General features: G+C 71.4%; 16 protein-coding genes and 1 pseudogene. 4 read left to right on the forward strand and 13 right to left on the reverse strand.

Translation table 11 applies throughout. The features are described from left to right. Positions 1-29 precede the first annotated feature (29 nt). From ilvD to FHX68_RS03955, 3 genes are read right to left on the reverse strand one after another with little or no spacing between them, the layout of a single operon-like run. The gene (ilvD, locus tag FHX68_RS15465) at positions 30-1,736 is read right to left on the reverse strand and encodes a dihydroxy-acid dehydratase (RefSeq protein WP_141379024.1); all 1,707 of its coding nucleotides are present in this window, start codon (positions 1,734-1,736) and stop codon (positions 30-32) included. 9 nt (positions 1,737-1,745) lie between these two features. Beyond that, positions 1,746-2,615 carry a trehalose-phosphatase gene (gene otsB, locus FHX68_RS03950; protein ID WP_141379022.1) on the reverse strand — a complete coding sequence of 290 codons (870 nt, stop codon included), beginning with the start codon at positions 2,613-2,615 and terminating at the stop codon, positions 1,746-1,748. Continuing rightward, entirely contained in the window at positions 2,612-4,087 is a 1,476-nt protein-coding gene (locus FHX68_RS03955; protein WP_141379020.1) for an alpha,alpha-trehalose-phosphate synthase (UDP-forming), read from the reverse strand. Before FHX68_RS03955 ends, otsB begins: the two co-directional genes overlap by 4 nt. Before the next feature lie 43 nt (positions 4,088-4,130). Between FHX68_RS03955 and FHX68_RS03960 the strand changes: the two genes are divergently transcribed. Further along, positions 4,131-4,388, forward strand: a complete 258-nt coding sequence (locus FHX68_RS03960; protein ID WP_141379019.1) for a hypothetical protein — start codon at positions 4,131-4,133, stop codon at positions 4,386-4,388. Between the two features lie 168 nt (positions 4,389-4,556). Here FHX68_RS03960 and FHX68_RS03965 read toward each other — a convergent pair whose 3' ends face one another. Genes FHX68_RS03965 through FHX68_RS03980 form a run of 4 tightly spaced genes read right to left on the reverse strand, consistent with a single transcriptional unit; the run spans position 4,557 to position 7,623 of the window. Then, positions 4,557-4,901 carry a GNAT family N-acetyltransferase gene (locus tag FHX68_RS03965; protein WP_141379017.1) on the reverse strand — a complete coding sequence of 115 codons (345 nt, stop codon included), beginning with the start codon at positions 4,899-4,901 and terminating at the stop codon, positions 4,557-4,559. 55 nt (positions 4,902-4,956) lie between these two features. Further along, positions 4,957-6,153 (reverse strand): acetyl-CoA C-acetyltransferase, encoded by a 1,197-nt coding sequence (locus FHX68_RS03970; protein WP_141379015.1) that lies wholly within the window; start codon positions 6,151-6,153, stop codon positions 4,957-4,959. Beyond that, the gene (locus FHX68_RS03975) at positions 6,150-6,803 is read right to left on the reverse strand and encodes a CoA transferase subunit B (protein WP_174799057.1); all 654 of its coding nucleotides are present in this window, start codon (positions 6,801-6,803) and stop codon (positions 6,150-6,152) included. Before FHX68_RS03975 ends, FHX68_RS03970 begins: the two co-directional genes overlap by 4 nt. Position 6,804: 1 nt before the next feature. Next, entirely contained in the window at positions 6,805-7,623 is an 819-nt protein-coding gene (locus tag FHX68_RS03980; RefSeq protein WP_141379013.1) for a CoA transferase subunit A, read from the reverse strand. Between the two features lie 104 nt (positions 7,624-7,727). Between FHX68_RS03980 and FHX68_RS03985 the strand changes: the two genes are divergently transcribed. After that, on the forward strand, positions 7,728-8,519 hold the full coding sequence (locus FHX68_RS03985) for an IclR family transcriptional regulator (RefSeq protein ID WP_141379011.1): 792 nt from the start codon (positions 7,728-7,730) through the stop codon (positions 8,517-8,519). A 7-nt stretch (positions 8,520-8,526) separates the two neighbouring features. Here the strand turns inward: FHX68_RS03985 and FHX68_RS03990 are convergent, their stop codons facing one another. From FHX68_RS03990 to FHX68_RS15715, 4 genes are read right to left on the reverse strand one after another with little or no spacing between them, the layout of a single operon-like run. Then, a complete protein-coding gene (locus FHX68_RS03990) occupies positions 8,527-9,525 on the reverse strand; it encodes an alpha/beta hydrolase (RefSeq protein ID WP_229661497.1) in 999 nt (332 codons plus the stop codon). An 8-nt stretch (positions 9,526-9,533) separates the two neighbouring features. Next, positions 9,534-10,286 carry a 3-hydroxybutyrate dehydrogenase gene (locus FHX68_RS03995; RefSeq protein WP_141379009.1) on the reverse strand — a complete coding sequence of 251 codons (753 nt, stop codon included), beginning with the start codon at positions 10,284-10,286 and terminating at the stop codon, positions 9,534-9,536. Next, positions 10,279-11,001 (reverse strand): TetR/AcrR family transcriptional regulator, encoded by a 723-nt coding sequence (locus FHX68_RS04000; protein WP_141379007.1) that lies wholly within the window; start codon positions 10,999-11,001, stop codon positions 10,279-10,281. The genes FHX68_RS03995 and FHX68_RS04000 overlap by 8 nt, the downstream gene beginning before the upstream one ends. Further along, entirely contained in the window at positions 10,988-11,374 is a 387-nt protein-coding gene (locus FHX68_RS15715; protein ID WP_229661498.1) for a hypothetical protein, read from the reverse strand. The genes FHX68_RS04000 and FHX68_RS15715 overlap by 14 nt, the downstream gene beginning before the upstream one ends. A gap of 177 nt (positions 11,375-11,551) precedes the next feature. Here FHX68_RS15715 and FHX68_RS04010 point away from each other — a divergent pair, with 177 nt between their 5' ends. Both FHX68_RS04010 and FHX68_RS04015 read left to right on the forward strand, forming a co-directional pair. Further along, positions 11,552-11,983, forward strand: a complete 432-nt coding sequence (locus tag FHX68_RS04010; protein ID WP_141379005.1) for a MarR family winged helix-turn-helix transcriptional regulator — start codon at positions 11,552-11,554, stop codon at positions 11,981-11,983. Further along, the gene (locus FHX68_RS04015) at positions 11,980-13,215 is read left to right on the forward strand and encodes an MFS transporter (protein WP_141379003.1); all 1,236 of its coding nucleotides are present in this window, start codon (positions 11,980-11,982) and stop codon (positions 13,213-13,215) included. Before FHX68_RS04010 ends, FHX68_RS04015 begins: the two co-directional genes overlap by 4 nt. Before the next feature lie 123 nt (positions 13,216-13,338). Here FHX68_RS04015 and FHX68_RS04020 read toward each other — a convergent pair whose 3' ends face one another. Together FHX68_RS04020 and FHX68_RS04025 are read right to left on the reverse strand one after the other, a co-directional pair. Then, positions 13,339-13,692: an MmyB family transcriptional regulator gene (locus tag FHX68_RS04020; RefSeq protein ID WP_170214175.1), complete on the reverse strand. Its 354-nt coding sequence runs from the start codon at positions 13,690-13,692 to the stop codon at positions 13,339-13,341. Further along, positions 13,692-14,071 (reverse strand): annotated as a pseudogene (locus FHX68_RS04025) (transposase); the annotation flags it as partial. The pseudogene FHX68_RS04025 and the gene FHX68_RS04020, both read right to left, overlap by 1 nt. Positions 14,072-14,083: the final 12 nt, after the last annotated feature.

A 14,083-nucleotide genomic window follows, 5' to 3' on the forward strand; every position in this document is an offset into this window, starting at 1 on the left:
TCGGGTGATCGATGGCGGGAAAGCGGGGCCTAGCCCGTGATCGCGCCCTCCGCAGCGGAGTGCACGAGCTTCGAGTACTTGGCCAGAACGCCACGGGTATAGCGCGGAGGAAGGGGCTCCCAGCCGTCCCGGCGGGAGCTCAGCTCTGCCTCGTCGACGAGTAGGTCGAGGGTGCGAGCCGCGATATCGACCCGTATCAGATCACCATCGCGCACGAAGGCGATGGGACCAGCGTCCACCGCTTCGGGTGCTATGTGGCCGATGCACAGGCCGGTTGTGCCGCCTGAGAATCGTCCGTCCGTCAACAGTAGTACATCTTTTCCGAGCCCCGCGCCCTTGATGGCGGCGGTGATCGCGAGCATCTCGCGCATGCCGGGGCCGCCCTTGGGGCCTTCGTAGCGGATCACGATGACGTCGCCCGCGTCGATGGCGCCCGCCTCGAGCGCGTCCATCGCGGCGCGCTCGCGCTCGAACACCCGGGCCGGTCCCTCGAACACCGACGCGTCGAAGCCGGCCGTCTTCACGACCGCGCCCTCGGGGGCGAGCGAGCCGTGCAGGATCGTCAGGCCGCCGGTCTTGTGGATCGGATTGTCGAACGTGTGGATGACCGTGCCGTCGACGGGGTCGGGGTTGAGGTCCTCGAGGTTCTCGGCGAGCGTCTTGCCGGTGACGGTGAGCGCATCACCGTGCAGCAGACCCTCGTCGAGCATCGCCTTCATGATGACCGGGATGCCGCCGTGCCGGTCGACGTCGTTCATCACGAACTTGCCGAACGGCTTCATGTCGGCCACGTGCGGGACCTTGTCGCCGATCCGGTTGAAGTCCTTGAGGCTCAGGTCGACGTCGGCCTCGCGGGCGATCGCCAGCAGGTGCAGCACGACGTTGGTCGAGCCGCCGAGGGCCATCGCCAGCGCGATCGCGTTCTCGAAGGCATCCGGCGTCAGGATGTCGCGGGTCGTGATCCCCTGGCGGAGGAGGTTCACGACGGCCTCACCCGAGCGGTGCGCGAAGTAATCGCGGCGGCGGTCGGCCGACGGCGGGGCGGCCGAGCCCGGCAGCGAGAGGCCGAGCGCCTCGGCGACCGAGGCCATCGTGTTCGCGGTGTACATGCCGCCGCACGCGCCCTCCCCCGGGGCGATCGCGCACTCGATGCGCTTGAGGTCCTCCTGGCTCATCTTGCCCGCGAGGCATGCGCCGACCGCCTCGAACGAGTCGATGATCGTGACGTCCTTCTCGGTGCCGTCGGAGAGCTTCACCCAGCCCGGCGCGATGGAGCCGGCGTAGAGGAACACGCTCGACAGGTCGAGGCGCGCCGAGGCCATGAGCATGCCCGGGATCGACTTATCGCAGCCGGCGAGGAGCACGGTGCCGTCGAGGCGCTCCGCCATGACGACGGTCTCGACGGAGTCGGCGATGACCTCGCGGCTGACGAGCGAGAAGTGCATGCCCTCGTGGCCCATCGAGATGCCGTCCGAGACCGAGATCGTGCCGAACTGCAGCGGGTAGCCGCCGCCGGCGTGCACGCCCTCCTTCGCGCCCTGCGCGAGCCTGTCGAGGCTGAGGTTGCACGGCGTGATCTCGTTCCAGCTGGACGCGATGCCGATCTGGGGCTTGTCCCAGTCCTCATCGCCCATGCCGACGGCGCGGAGCATGCCCCGGCTCGTCGTCGCCTCGATGCCGTCGGTGACGGCTCGGCTGCGGGGCTTGATGTCGATGGTCGGGTCGTTCTCGGGCATTCCCGCAGTCTATTCCCGTGCCGCACCGCGCTCGTACGCGAGCGTGCGGTCGTGCGTGGCGGTGCGGTCCTGCGCGAGTCGCGCGAGCAGGTCGGCGAGCTCGGGGATGCCCGCGACGCGGACGATCGCGGCGGTCTCCCCCGCCCCGACCCGCACGCCGACGTCGCCCGGCACGAGGGAGCGGAGGGCGTCTTCGTCGGTGACGTCGTCGCCGGCGAACAGCACCGCCGTGGCATCCGTGCGGTCGCGGAGCCACGCGACGCCCGCATCCTTGCCCTCGTCGCGGAACGCGTACTCGACGATGTGGTGGCCGGTGCGGCGACGCCAGTGCGGGGCTTCGGCCGCGACGAGCGCGTCGACGGATGCCTCGACGCCGGCCCGCTCCGCGGGCGCGACCGTGCGGGTGGGCACGGCGAAGCCGAACGTCTTCGGCTCGATCCAGGCGCCCGGGATGCCGGCGACGAGGTTCTCGGCCTCGGCGCGAAGGCGATCCCGGAGAGCGACCGCGTCGGCGTCCTCGGCGGTCGGCAGCACGCCTTCGCCGGGCACCCAGTGCTCGGCGCCGTGCGATCCGACCAGGAGCACCCGTGCGTCGTCGTCGTGCTCGGCGATGATCCGGAGATCGGGCAGGCTCCGTCCCGAGACGAACGCGACCGTCGTCTCCGGTGTGGCGACGAGCGCGTCGACTGCCGCGCGGGCGGCCGGCAGCATCCGCGCCGACATCGGGTCGTCGACGAGCGGCGAGAGCGTGCCGTCGAAGTCGAGCGCGACGAGCAGCCGCGGCGTCGTCGCGAGGGCGTGGAGCGCTGCGGCGGGGTCGGCCGAGGCGGCGAGGTCGGCGGGGCCGGCTGTGGGTTCGGCGGCGTCGGCGGGAGTCATCCGCGGTCCTTCCCCTCGGTCGCGGCCGGCGGCGTGGCATCCGCGTCCCGTGCGCCGCGCACGGTCGCGAGGTCGCGCAGGAACGCGCGCGACCAGGCCGCGACGTCGTGATCGCGCACGCGCCGGCGAAGCGCGCGCATGCGGCGCCGCTGCTCGTGCTCGGGCATCTCGATCGCGGTCATGATCGCGTCCTTCAGCCCGTCGATGTCGTGCGGGTTCACCCGGACGGCCTGGGTGAGCTCGTCGGCGGCGCCGGTGAACTCGCTCAGAACGAGTACGCCGCGACCGTCCACACGGCTCGCGACGTACTCCTTCGCGACGAGGTTCATGCCATCCCGCAGGGCCGTCACGAGCATGACGTCCGCCGCGAGGTAGAGGGCGACCATCTCCTCCCGCGGGTAGGCGTGGTGCAGGTAGCGGATGGCCGTGTGGCCGACCGTGTCGTGATCGCCGTTGATGCGACCGACGGTCAGCTCGATCTCGTCGCGCAGCTGCATGTAGGCGGCGACCCGCTCGCGGCTGGGGCTCGCGACCTGCACGAGGGTGACGTCCTCGACGTCGAGGCGGTGCTCGGCGAGGAGCTCGCCGTAGGCCTTCAGCCGGTGGCCGATGCCCTTCGTGTAGTCGAGCCGGTCGACGCCGAAGAGCACGACCGCCGGGTCGCCGAGGCTCGCGCGGATCTCCCTCGCCCGCCCCTGCACCTCCGGGCGCCGGGCGAGCTCGTCGTACACCGCGGCGTCGATCGAGATCGGGTAGGCCTTCGCGACTGCGGTGCGCACCCCGCCGTCCGGCGTCGGCACCCGGATCGATCCGGCCTTCGTCTCGTAGCCGAGCCGGCGCCGCACCGCGCGCGCGAAGTTGCCGGCGTCGGCGACCCGCTGGAAGCCGATCACGTCGGCGCCGAGGAGTCCCTCGATCACCTGCGTGCGCCACGGCAACTGGGCGTAGATGCCGTAGGCGGGGAACGGGATGTGGTGGAAGTAGCCGATCACGACGTCGGGGCGGAGCTCGCGCAGCATGCGGGGCACGAGCTGCAGCTGATAGTCGTGGACCCACACCGTGGCATCCGGTGCGGCGACCGACGCGGCCGCCTTCGCGAACCGCTCGTTGACGCGCACGTACGCCTCCCACCACTCGCGGTGGTAGGCCGGCGGCGAGATCACGTCGTGGTAGAGCGGCCAGATGGTGTCGTTGGAGAAGCCCTCGTAGAAGAGCTCCACGTCGTCGGTGGAGAGGGAGACCGGCACGAGCTCCATCCCGTCGAACGAGAACGGATCGACCTCGATGTCGGGCTGGCCGGGCCAGCCCACCCAAGCGCCGCCGGTGGACTGGATCATCGGCTCGAGCGCCGCGACGAGGCCGCCGGGTGAGCGGCGCCAGCCGCCGTCATCGGTCGAACGATCGACGGGAAGGCGGTTGGAGACGACGACGAAGTCGGCCCCCACGGGCGGTTCGGCGGCGTGCGCGCTCACACGGTTCCTCTCGGCAGGCGTTCTTCCAGGCTAACGTGGAGTCATGCGAAAGTACCTGTTCGGAACCGGGATCATCTCCGCCGTGAGGAGCGGGATGGCGCTCCTGCGCGGCGCGCGCGGCGATGTGCCGTTCACCTGGCGGCAGGCGCTCGCCTGGCTCAGCTGGGGCATCACGCTGGCCCTGTCGATCGGCACGATCGTCGACACCTACCGCGCGTCGAAGGGCAAGCTCGTCGCCGGCGACTCCCCCGTCTCGAGCAGCGAGCAGCACGCGCTGCTGAAGAAGCACCTCGACCGCTGACGGGCCGGGCCTGACTCGCGCGGGCCGCGCGCGGGGTCAACCCGTGATCAGCGCGGGCAGGTGCAGCGGGCGTCCGCCGCGACGCCGGCGAGGGCGGCGTCGACGTGCTCGCCGCAGCCGGCCCAAGTGGTCTTGCCGCAGGTGTCGCAGCTCACGGGGTAGCACATGTCACAACTCCATCTGGTAGTGCACGAAACCGGTATCGGTCGCGAGCGAATCGTACAGGCGACGCGCGGTGGCGTTGCCCGACTGGGTGAGCCAGTAGACCTTGTGGGCACCGGCATCCGTCGCCGCCGTCCGCACCTGCGCGATGAGCGCCGAGCCGACGCCGCCGCCTCGGACGTCCGGCGCCACGAAGAGGTCCTCCAGGTAGCCGTCGCCGGCGACGAGGCGCGCGAACACGTCCTCCGTCACCGCAGGATCGAGCTCGCTCTCGTAGAAGGTCAGGTACTGCTCCCAGAGCTCGCCCCACTCGGAGCGGTCCGACGCGCGCAGGGGCGAGATCGTGGTCACGTTTCGAGCCTAACGCCGGCGAGGTTCCCCGTCGCCGGCGCGAAGCCGATGACGATCAGCGGGTGAGGATCAGCGCCTCTCCCTGGCCACCGCCTCCGCACAGGCCCACCGCGGCGGTGCCGCCGCCGCGACGCACCAGCTCGTGCACGGCGTGCACGACCAGTCGTGCGCCCGAGGCCCCGATCGGATGCCCGAGCGCGATTCCCCCGCCGTGCACGTTCACGACGTCGGACGAGAGCCCGAGCTCCGCCTCGGAGTGCACGACCACGGCGCCGAACGCCTCGTTGATCTCGACGAGGTCGAGGTCGCTCGCCTGCAGGTGCTGGCGCTCGAGGGCCTGCTCGATCGCCCGGGCGGGCTGCGCGTGCAGCGAGTTGTCGGGCCCCGCGACCTGACCGGCCGCACCGACCACCGCGAGCACCGTCCAGCCGCGCTCGTCGGCGTGCGCGCGGGTCGTCAGCACGACGGCGGCCGCGCCGTCGGAGATCTGCGAGGCGTTCCCCGCCGTGATCGTGCCGTCGGCGGCGAATGCAGGCCGGAGCGCCGCGAGCGTCTCGACGGTCGTGTCCGGGCGGATGCCCTCGTCGGTCGTCACCGTGATCGCGGCGCCCTTCCGCTGCGGGACCTCCACCGCGACGATCTCGGCGTCGAACAGGCCGTCCGCCTGCGCCGCGGCGGCGCGCTGGTGCGAGAGGGCCGCGACCTCGTCTTGAGCGGCGCGAGTGATCTCGAACGTCGGGTTCAGTCGCTCGGTGGAGGCGCCCATCGACTCTCGGTCGTAGGCATCCGTCAGCCCGTCGTACGCCATGTGGTCGAGCACCTCGACGGAGCCGTACGACCAGCCGTCGCGCGAACCCATCAGCAGGTGCGGGGCGCGGGTCATCGACTCCATGCCGCCCGCGACGACGACGCGAGCGTCGCCGGTGGCGATCATGCGCTTCGCGTCGATGATCGCGGTGAGGCCCGACAGGCACACCTTGTTGACGCCCGACGCGGGAACGTCCCGCCCGAGTCCACCGGCGAGGGCCGCCTGACGGGCCGGGTTCTGGCCCGACCCGGCGGGCAGCACCTGGCCGAGGATCACGGCGTCGACGTCGGCGGGGTCGATGCCGCCCTGGGCGAGGGCACCGGCGATCGCGAACCCGCCGAGCTGCGGCGCCGTGAACGAGGCGAGCTGCCCCTTCAGGCGGCCCTGCGGCGTGCGAGCGGCGGCGACGATCACGATGTCGTCGGTGGCGGTGCGGTCGGTCATGCGATCTCCTTCAGCGAGTCGGCGATGCGGAGGGCGGGCTCGGTGGCCGCGACGACCTCGTCGACGGTGACGCCCGGCGCGGTCTCGACGAGCACGAGTCCATCATCGGTCACATCGATGACGGCGAGATCGGTGATGATCCGATCGACCACGCCGCGCCCGGTGAGGGGCAGCGAGCACGCGTCGACGATCTTCGCCGACCCGTCGCGGGCGACGTGCTCCATGAGCACGATGACCCGCCCGGCGCCGTGGACGAGATCCATCGCCCCGCCCGGACCCTTGACCATCTTCCCGGGGATCATCCAGTTGGCGAGGTCGCCGGTGGCCGACACCTGCATCGCGCCGAGGATCGCCGCGTCGATCTTGCCGCCGCGGATCATGCCGAAGCTCGTCGCCGAGTCGAAGTACGAGGCGCCCGGGAGCACCGTTACGGTCTCCTTGCCGGCGTTGATGAGGTCGGGGTCGACGTTCTCCTCGGTCGGGTACGGACCGACACCCAGGATGCCGTTCTCCGACTGCAGCACGACGGTGACGCCGTCAGGCACGTAGTTCGGCACGAGGGTCGGCAGGCCGATGCCGAGGTTCACGTACGAGCCGTCGGAGAGCTCCGCCGCGGCGCGCGCGGCCATCTCGTTGCGGGTGAGTGCCATGTCAGGCTCCTTCGGGAATCTCGCGCGGCGTGCCGTCGGGGTTCGTCAGCGCGTCGGCGACGGTGACGGTGCGGCGTTCGATGCGCTTCTCGATGTCGGTGCCCACCTCGACGATGCGGTGCACGTAGATGCCGGGCAGGTGGATGCTGTCGGGGTCGAGCTCCCCCGCCGGCACGAGCTCCTCGACCTGCGCGATGCAGACCCGGCCGGCCATCGCGGCGAGCGGGTTGAAGTTGCGAGCCGCCTTGTTGAACACGAGGTTGCCGTGCACGTCGCCGCGCGCCGCGTGCACGAGCGCGTAGTCCGTGAGGATCGCCTCTTCGAGCACGTACTCGCCCTCGGCGCCGCCGGGTGCGAAGGTGCGGACGTCCTTCTGCGGGGACGCCACGGCCACCCCGCCGGCGCCGTTGTAACGCCGCGGCAGACCGCCCTCCGCGACCTGGGTGCCGACGCCGGTCTGCGTGTAGAACGCGGCGATGCCCGCTCCCCCGGCACGCAGCTTCTCCGCGAGGGTGCCCTGCGGTGTGAGCTCGAGCTCGAGCTCGCCGGAGAGGAACTGCCGCTCGAACTCCTTGTTCTCACCGACGTACGACGAGGTCATCTTGCGGATGCGCTGGGCATTCAGCAGCACGCCGAGCCCCCAGTCGTCGACGCCGCAGTTGTTCGAGACGATCGACAGCTCGCGCGTGCCCTGCGCGAGGAGCGCCTCGATGAGGGCGATGGGATTGCCGGAGAGCCCGAACCCGCCGACGGCGAGGGACGCCCCGTCGGGGATGTCGGCGACCGCCTCGGCTGCCGAGGCGTAGGTCTTGTCGATCACGTGTACTCCTTCGTTCGTGTCGCACCTCCATCGTGCGCCCCCGGCGCGCACCCGCGCACGCGGTCGTTTGCGATGTGGGCGATCGGGCGCGTAGTGTCCACATCATGGACAGCGCCGCCACCCGTACCGTGCCCGGCGCGCAGGCGGTGGCCCGCGCGGCGGCGCTCCTGCGCCTCGTCACCGGTGCGGGCGACGACGGCATCACCGTCGCCGAGCTCGCCCGCCGCGCCGACCTCACCCGCCCGACGACGCACCGCCTGCTGGCCGCGCTGCGGCACGAGGGACTCGTCGACCAGGACGAACAGACGGGGCGGTGGATGCCGGGGCCCGAGCTCTACCTGATGGGCACCGTCGCGGCATCCCGCTACGACATCACGAACATCGCGCGCGACATCGTGCGCTCGCTCGCGGTGCGCACCGAGGAGAGCGCGTTCCTCTCGGTGCGCCGCGGCGACGAGACGGTGTGCCTGATCCGCGAGGACGGGAGCTTTCCGATCCGCTCGTTCGTCCTGTCGGAGGGCGTGCGCTTCCCGCTCGGCGTCGCCTCGGCGGGGCTCGCCATCCTCGCGTTCCTGCCGTCCCACGATGTGGACGCGTACTTCGAACGGCATCCCGAACTCGCCGAGCGCTACGGGGGCGCGCACGCCGAACCGCGACTGCGCGCTCGGCTGCGTGAGACGCAGGAGCGCGGGTTCGCGCTGAACCCCGGGCTCATCGTCGAGGGCAGCTACGGTCTCGGCGCCGCGGTGTTCAGCCGCTCGGGCCATCCGCAGTGGGCGCTGAGCCTCACCGGGGTGCAGTTCCGCTTCACGCCTGAGCGCATCGCCGAACTCGGCCGCCTGCTGCTCGGCCACGCGCACCAGCTCTCGACCCGCGTCGCCGCGGGTGCCCGCTGAGAGCCGATCAGCCGGCCGCCGCGGTGACCGCCAGCTCCGCCCGCACGAGCCCGGCGAGCCGCTCGGCGCCGGCGACGCTCAGCACCACGGTGTAGTGGTTGAACTCCGGCCAGCGCTCGTGTGCGATCGCCGGATGCGCGGCGAGCAGCCCCTCGAGGTACGGCTCGGCGTAGAGGCCGGGTTCCTCGTTCTGCAGGCCCCGCGGCACGGTCACGAGCGTGGCGGGGCGATCGAGAGCGGCGACCGCGTCGACGACCGTCGTGGTCGTGTTCATATCGATCGTGTCCTCGACCGTCGTAGCGTAGGACGTCGCCGGACGCAGCCGCGGCGGCTCGGCGGAGCCCGCCGCCGCACCCTCGGCCGCCTCCGGCACGAGGTCGTACGCGAGGTAGCGCTCGAGCGCGGGCGACCAGTCGTCCTGGAACGCGGGGTGCGAGCGCCAGAAGTCGAGGTAGTCCTCGGTCGAGTCGAAGCGCAGCGTGAGCCGCGCGGCGGTCGGCCCGAGGATCGCCGCGACGAGCGCGTCGGCGTCGAGCCCGGCGGGCGCGTCGAGGGGCAGTCCCCCGTCGACGAGCACGAGCCGCGACACGAGCTCGGGATGCCGCGCCGCGAAGGCCATCGCGACGAACGCGCCCATCGAGTGCGCGACGACGACGACCGGGCCGAGCCCGAGCGCGGCCGACACGGCGGCGAGATCGTCGGCGTGCCGCGCCATCCCGGCGGGCCCGACCAGCTCGTTGCTGCGGCCGCGGCCGCGGAGATCCGGCGCGACGATCCGCACGTCCGGCAGTTCGTCGGCCAGCAGTTCCCACGCGAGGTGCGACGACGTGACACCGTGGATCGCGAGGATCGTCGGCGCCGCGTCCTCGTGCGCCGCCTGCCCCTGCCTTCCGCGGTCCTGCCTCCCCCGCTCGTCGACGGCGTCCTGGCCGCCGCCCGCGTCACGGGCATCCCACACACCCACCTGCAGATCGCCGCCGGGGACCGGCACGGCGACGGCGCGCACGGGCCGACTCATCGCGACGTCCACCCGCCGTCCATCGTGTAGCTGCCGCCGGTCACCATGCCGGCGCGGTCGGAGACGAGCCAGCCGGCGAGCGAGGCGACCTCCTCGGCCTCGATGAGCCGCTTGATGACCGACTCCGTGAGCATGATCTTCTCGACGACCTCGCTCTCGGCGATGCCGTGCACGACCGCCTGGTCGGCGATCTGCTTCTCAACGAGCGGCGTGCGCACGTAAGCGGGGTTGATGCAGTTGCTCGTCACGCCGTGCGGGCCGCCCTCGAGCGCGGTGACCTTCGACAGACCTTCGAGGGCGTGCTTGGCGGCGACGTACGCCGACTTGTAGGCGCTCGCGCGCAGGCCGTGCGCGCTCGAGATGTTGACGATGCGCCCCCAGCCGCGCTCGTACATGGCCGGCAGCGCGGCGCGAATGAGAAGGAAGGGCGACTCGACCATGAGCCGGTGCATGAAGCGCCAGCGCTCGGGATCGAACTCGTGGATGGGCGCGACCGTCTGGATGCCGGCGTTGTTCACCAGGATGTCGACGTCGAGCGCGAGATCCTCCTGCGCGGCGGTGTCGGCGAGGTCGACGACCCAGGCCTCTCCCCCGACCTCGGCCGCGACCGTCTGCGCGGCGTCGGCGTTGAAGTCGGCGACGATCACCGTCGCCCCGCGCCCGGCGAACTCGCGCACGCACGCGAGCCCGATCCCGCTCGCGCCGCCCGTGACCAGCGCGCGCTTGCCCTGGAGGTCCTGCTCAGGCATCCGTGTTCCCCTCTGTCGCGCCCGCGCCGCGCACGGCGAGGGCGTTGCGGATGAACCGCATCATGTGGTCGATGATCTCGTCGGGCATCGCCTCGGGCGGCCGCCCCGCGCCGTCGCGCTCCCAGAGCAGGAAGCGCATGCCGATGAGCTCGCCCGCGCCCATGAGCGCCCAGGCGGTCACCTCGGGGTCGAGCGCCGCGTCGACGTCGCCGTCCCGCTGGGCTGCGCGCAGGCCCGCCTCGTAGCCTTCGACGATGCGCGTGTAGTGCAGGCGCAGCATGTCGGGCGAGACGAACTCGGCCTCGCGGACGATCCGGTAGAGCGCCGGGTGGGCGGCCGTGAACCGGAAGAACCCCTCGAAGCCCGCCCGCTCGGCGTCGATGCGGTTGTCCGCTCCCGCCATCGCCTCGGCCATCGAGTGGCGCACGCGCCGGTTCAGGTCGACCACGAGCTCTTCGAAGATCTGCTGCTTGCTGTCGAAGTAGAGGTAGAAGGTGCCGAGACCGATGCCGGCGCGCTCGGTGATCTTCACGATGGATGCCTCGTGATACCCGAGGCTCGCGAACACCTCCTCGGCCGCTTCGAGGAGCTTCCGGCGGGTCGCCTCACCGCGCTTGGTGAGCGGCTTGCCGGTCGCCGACAGTGCCGCCGTGGGCGCCGGCGGTTCGCTCGGTTCGAAGCCGACTCCCGCAGCGAAGGCGTCAGTGGTGCTCATGCGCGGTCTCCTTGATCAGGGCGGTGGCTTGCTCACGCAGCCGGGAACGGGCGAGCTTCTCGATCGTCGAGCGGGGCAGCGCGTCGACGAACGCGATGCGGACGGGCACTTTGAAGCCCGCGAGCTCGGTGCGCGCGTGCGCGAGGAGCTCGTCCTCGCCGAGCGCGGCGCCCTCGAGGTACTGCTTGCCGTAGCCGGCGAGGGGTCCGGTCTCGCTCGTGATGACGCCGACCGTGATCTCGGCGGTGCCCGCCTCGCCCGAGCCGGAGGCGTCGGGGGCGGCCGTGGTCGGCGCGCACGCCGACAGGGCCAGGGCGGCCGTGGCGGCCATCGCCATCACGACCCCGGGGAGCAGCTTCTTCGTAACCCGCATGTGCGTGCCTTTCACCATTGGAAGGGATACCTGAGATCTGATTCAGGTACTGAGAGTCTGTTCAGGTTGGCATCCGTTGTCAAATGGCGCGCGCGATGCATCCATCACCATCGGGTAACCCTTGGGGGCGCTGCGCGATCCGATCCGCATTGCATACCCTGGGTATATACTTCTGGTATGCAAACCGATGACGACCTCCTGCGTCTCGTGCTCGGCGCCCACGCGCTCACGCGTGTCGCCTCGCTCGAGACCCGAAACGAAGCGCCCGCCGCACAGTGGCGCACGCTCAGCCTGCTGCGCGAACACGGTCCTCAGCGCATCGGCGACCTCGCCGCCCTCAGCCGGGTCACCCAGCCCGGCATGACCCGGCTGGTCGCGCAGATGGCCGACGCCGGGCTGCTCGAGCGGGGTCACGACGAGCACGACTCGCGCGCGACGGTCGTCACGGTCACTCCCGCCGGTCTCGCCGCGCTCGACGAGTGGATCCAGGTGCTCGGCGCCGCCCTCGCTCCCCGCTTCAGCGACCTCGACGCCGACGACTGGGCCGCAATCCGCCGGGCCGCCGACGTCGTCGACGCGCGCACCCGCACCGCGGAGGTCTCCCGATGAGCGCCGGCACGAAGACCGCGAAGGTCAGCGTGTGGCGCCAGCCCGCTCAGGTGTGGGCGGTCGCCTTCGCCTGTGTCATCGCGTTCATGGGCATCGGCCTGGTCGACCCCATCCTCCCCGCGATCGCCGCGTCTCTGCAGGCGACGCCGGTCGAGACCGAGATGCTCTTCACGAGCTACCTCGTCGTCACCGGTGTCGCGATGCTCTTCACGAGCTGGATCTCCTCGCGCATCGGCACGAAGGCGACGCTGCTGATCGGCCTCGGGCTCATCGTCGTGTTCGCGCTGCTGTGCGCCCTGTCGGGCAGCGTCGATGCCATCATCGGCTTCCGCGCCGGCTGGGGTCTCGGCAACGCCCTGTTCATCTCCACCGCGCTGGCGACGATCGTCGGGGCGGCGTCGGGCGGCTCGTCGGCCGCCATCATCCTCTACGAGGCCGCGCTCGGTCTCGGCATCGCGATCGGCCCGCTCGTCGGCGGCATCCTCGGCGAGGTGAGCTGGCGCGGACCGTTCTTCGGTGTCGTGGCGCTCATGGCGATCGGCTTCATCGCGGTGCTCGTGCTCGTCCGCAGCGCGGGTGAGAAGCGTACGCCCGTCCCGCTGTCGGCCCCGTTCCGGGCACTTCGCCAGCCGGCGCTCGCCGTGCTCGCGACCGCGGCACTGTTCTACAACATCGGCTTCTTCGTGCTGCTGGCGTTCTCGCCGTTCCCCCTCGGCTTCGGCGCGATGGGCATCGGCCTGACCTTCTTCGGCTGGGGTGTCGCGCTCGCCATCACGAGCGTGTGGATCGCGCCGATCCTGCTCCGCACGATGAAGCGCAGCACCGCGATGCTGATCGTGCTGCCGCTGCTGGCCATCGACCTGATCGTCGCGGCGCTTGTCGTCGGTTCGGCGCCCGCGCTCGTCGCGTGCATCATCGCCGGCGGCCTCCTCCTCGGCCTCATGAACACGATCCTCACCGAGTCGGTGATGGAGGCGACGGACCTGCCGCGCTCGGTGGCATCCTCGTCGTACTCGGCCGTGCGCTTCCTCGGCGGCGCCGCCGCCCCGCCCATCGCGGCGGCGCTCTGGCACGCCTTCAACGCCTCGGTGCCGTTCTACTTCGCCGCGGTGTCGGTGCTGATCTCAGCCGCGGTCATCCTCTTCGGACGCCGCGCCCTGCGCCGGATCGACGTGCACGAAGCGGATGCCACGGAAGAAGCCGCCGCCGTGCTGGTGGGCGACGCCGCCTGAGGCAGCCCGGCCCCCCGACCGCCCGGATCTCTCCGGGGCGCGCACCGCGTGCCTCCGGAACGGGCCGGGCGGTCTTCGGCGTCACGGGGCGTGCCTCGCGCCTCCGACCACGAGCGACGCCGGTCAGGCGATCGCGTGACCGATGACCGACAGCAGCTGCAGCTTCTCGTAGCTCTCGCTGCCCGGCACGGCCGTGTAGACGAGCAGGAGGTGCGACTGCTCCGGGTCGAGCAGCGTCTGGCATTCGAGCTCGAGGGGCCCGACCTCGGGATGCACGAAGTGCTTCACCGTCGCCGGGCGCAGGCCGACCTCCTGCAGCTCCCAGAGAGCGCGGAACTCGGCGCTCTCCCGCAACAGCCGCTCGACGAGCTGCGCGGCGCGCGAGCGCGGTCCGCGTCGAGGACCATCTCGGTGCGCATGTGCGGCGTGACCCGCCACACCACGATCATGCGGGAGAACGCGTCGACGATGAAGCACACGACGTCGCCTTTGTTCGCGTCGATGAACGCGACTACTTCCGGTAGTGGCGGTCGAGCTCCGCCCCGAAGCAAGACGCGGCTCGCTTGAGCACCTCGTTGGCCCGGCGAAGCTCCCGATTCTCTTGCTCGAGCTCTCGCACCCGCTGCGCCTCGGCGCTGCTCACGCCGGGGGCGACACCGTCATCGACGTCGGCCTGCCTCACCCACGTCCGCACGGACTCGACCCCGTAGCCGAGTTGCGTCGCGACGCGCTGCACGGTCCCTTGCGTGACGCCGAGCTCAGCGCGCAGCGTTCTCACCATCCGCACCGCGGCGGCCTTCTCCTCGACCGAGTAGCGACCCGTTGCCGGCTTCCCATTCGCCAGTTCTTTGGGCATAACTCCATCCTC

The sequence above is a fragment of the Microbacterium lacticum genome, assembly GCF_006716815.1.
Classification (GTDB): Bacteria; Actinomycetota; Actinomycetes; order Actinomycetales; family Microbacteriaceae; genus Microbacterium; species Microbacterium lacticum.

Bases quoted from the DNA above. Each gene is read 5' to 3' on its own strand.
- ilvD (WP_141379024.1), bottom strand. From the start codon at position 1,736: ATGCCCGAGAACGACCCGACCATCGACATCAAGCCCCGCAGCCGAGCC.
- otsB (WP_141379022.1), bottom strand. From the start codon at position 2,615: ATGACTCCCGCCGACGCCGCCGAACCCACAGCCGGCCCCGCCGACCTC.
- FHX68_RS03960 (WP_141379019.1), top strand. From the start codon at position 4,131: ATGCGAAAGTACCTGTTCGGAACCGGGATCATCTCCGCCGTGAGGAGC.
- FHX68_RS03970 (WP_141379015.1), bottom strand. From the start codon at position 6,153: ATGACCGACCGCACCGCCACCGACGACATCGTGATCGTCGCCGCCGCT.
- FHX68_RS03975 (WP_174799057.1), bottom strand. From the start codon at position 6,803: ATGGCACTCACCCGCAACGAGATGGCCGCGCGCGCCGCGGCGGAGCTC.
- FHX68_RS03985 (WP_141379011.1), top strand. From the start codon at position 7,728: ATGGACAGCGCCGCCACCCGTACCGTGCCCGGCGCGCAGGCGGTGGCC.
- FHX68_RS03995 (WP_141379009.1), bottom strand. From the start codon at position 10,286: ATGCCTGAGCAGGACCTCCAGGGCAAGCGCGCGCTGGTCACGGGCGGC.
- FHX68_RS04000 (WP_141379007.1), bottom strand. From the start codon at position 11,001: ATGAGCACCACTGACGCCTTCGCTGCGGGAGTCGGCTTCGAACCGAGC.
- FHX68_RS15715 (WP_229661498.1), bottom strand. From the start codon at position 11,374: ATGCGGGTTACGAAGAAGCTGCTCCCCGGGGTCGTGATGGCGATGGCC.
- FHX68_RS04010 (WP_141379005.1), top strand. From the start codon at position 11,552: ATGCAAACCGATGACGACCTCCTGCGTCTCGTGCTCGGCGCCCACGCG.
- FHX68_RS04015 (WP_141379003.1), top strand. From the start codon at position 11,980: ATGAGCGCCGGCACGAAGACCGCGAAGGTCAGCGTGTGGCGCCAGCCC.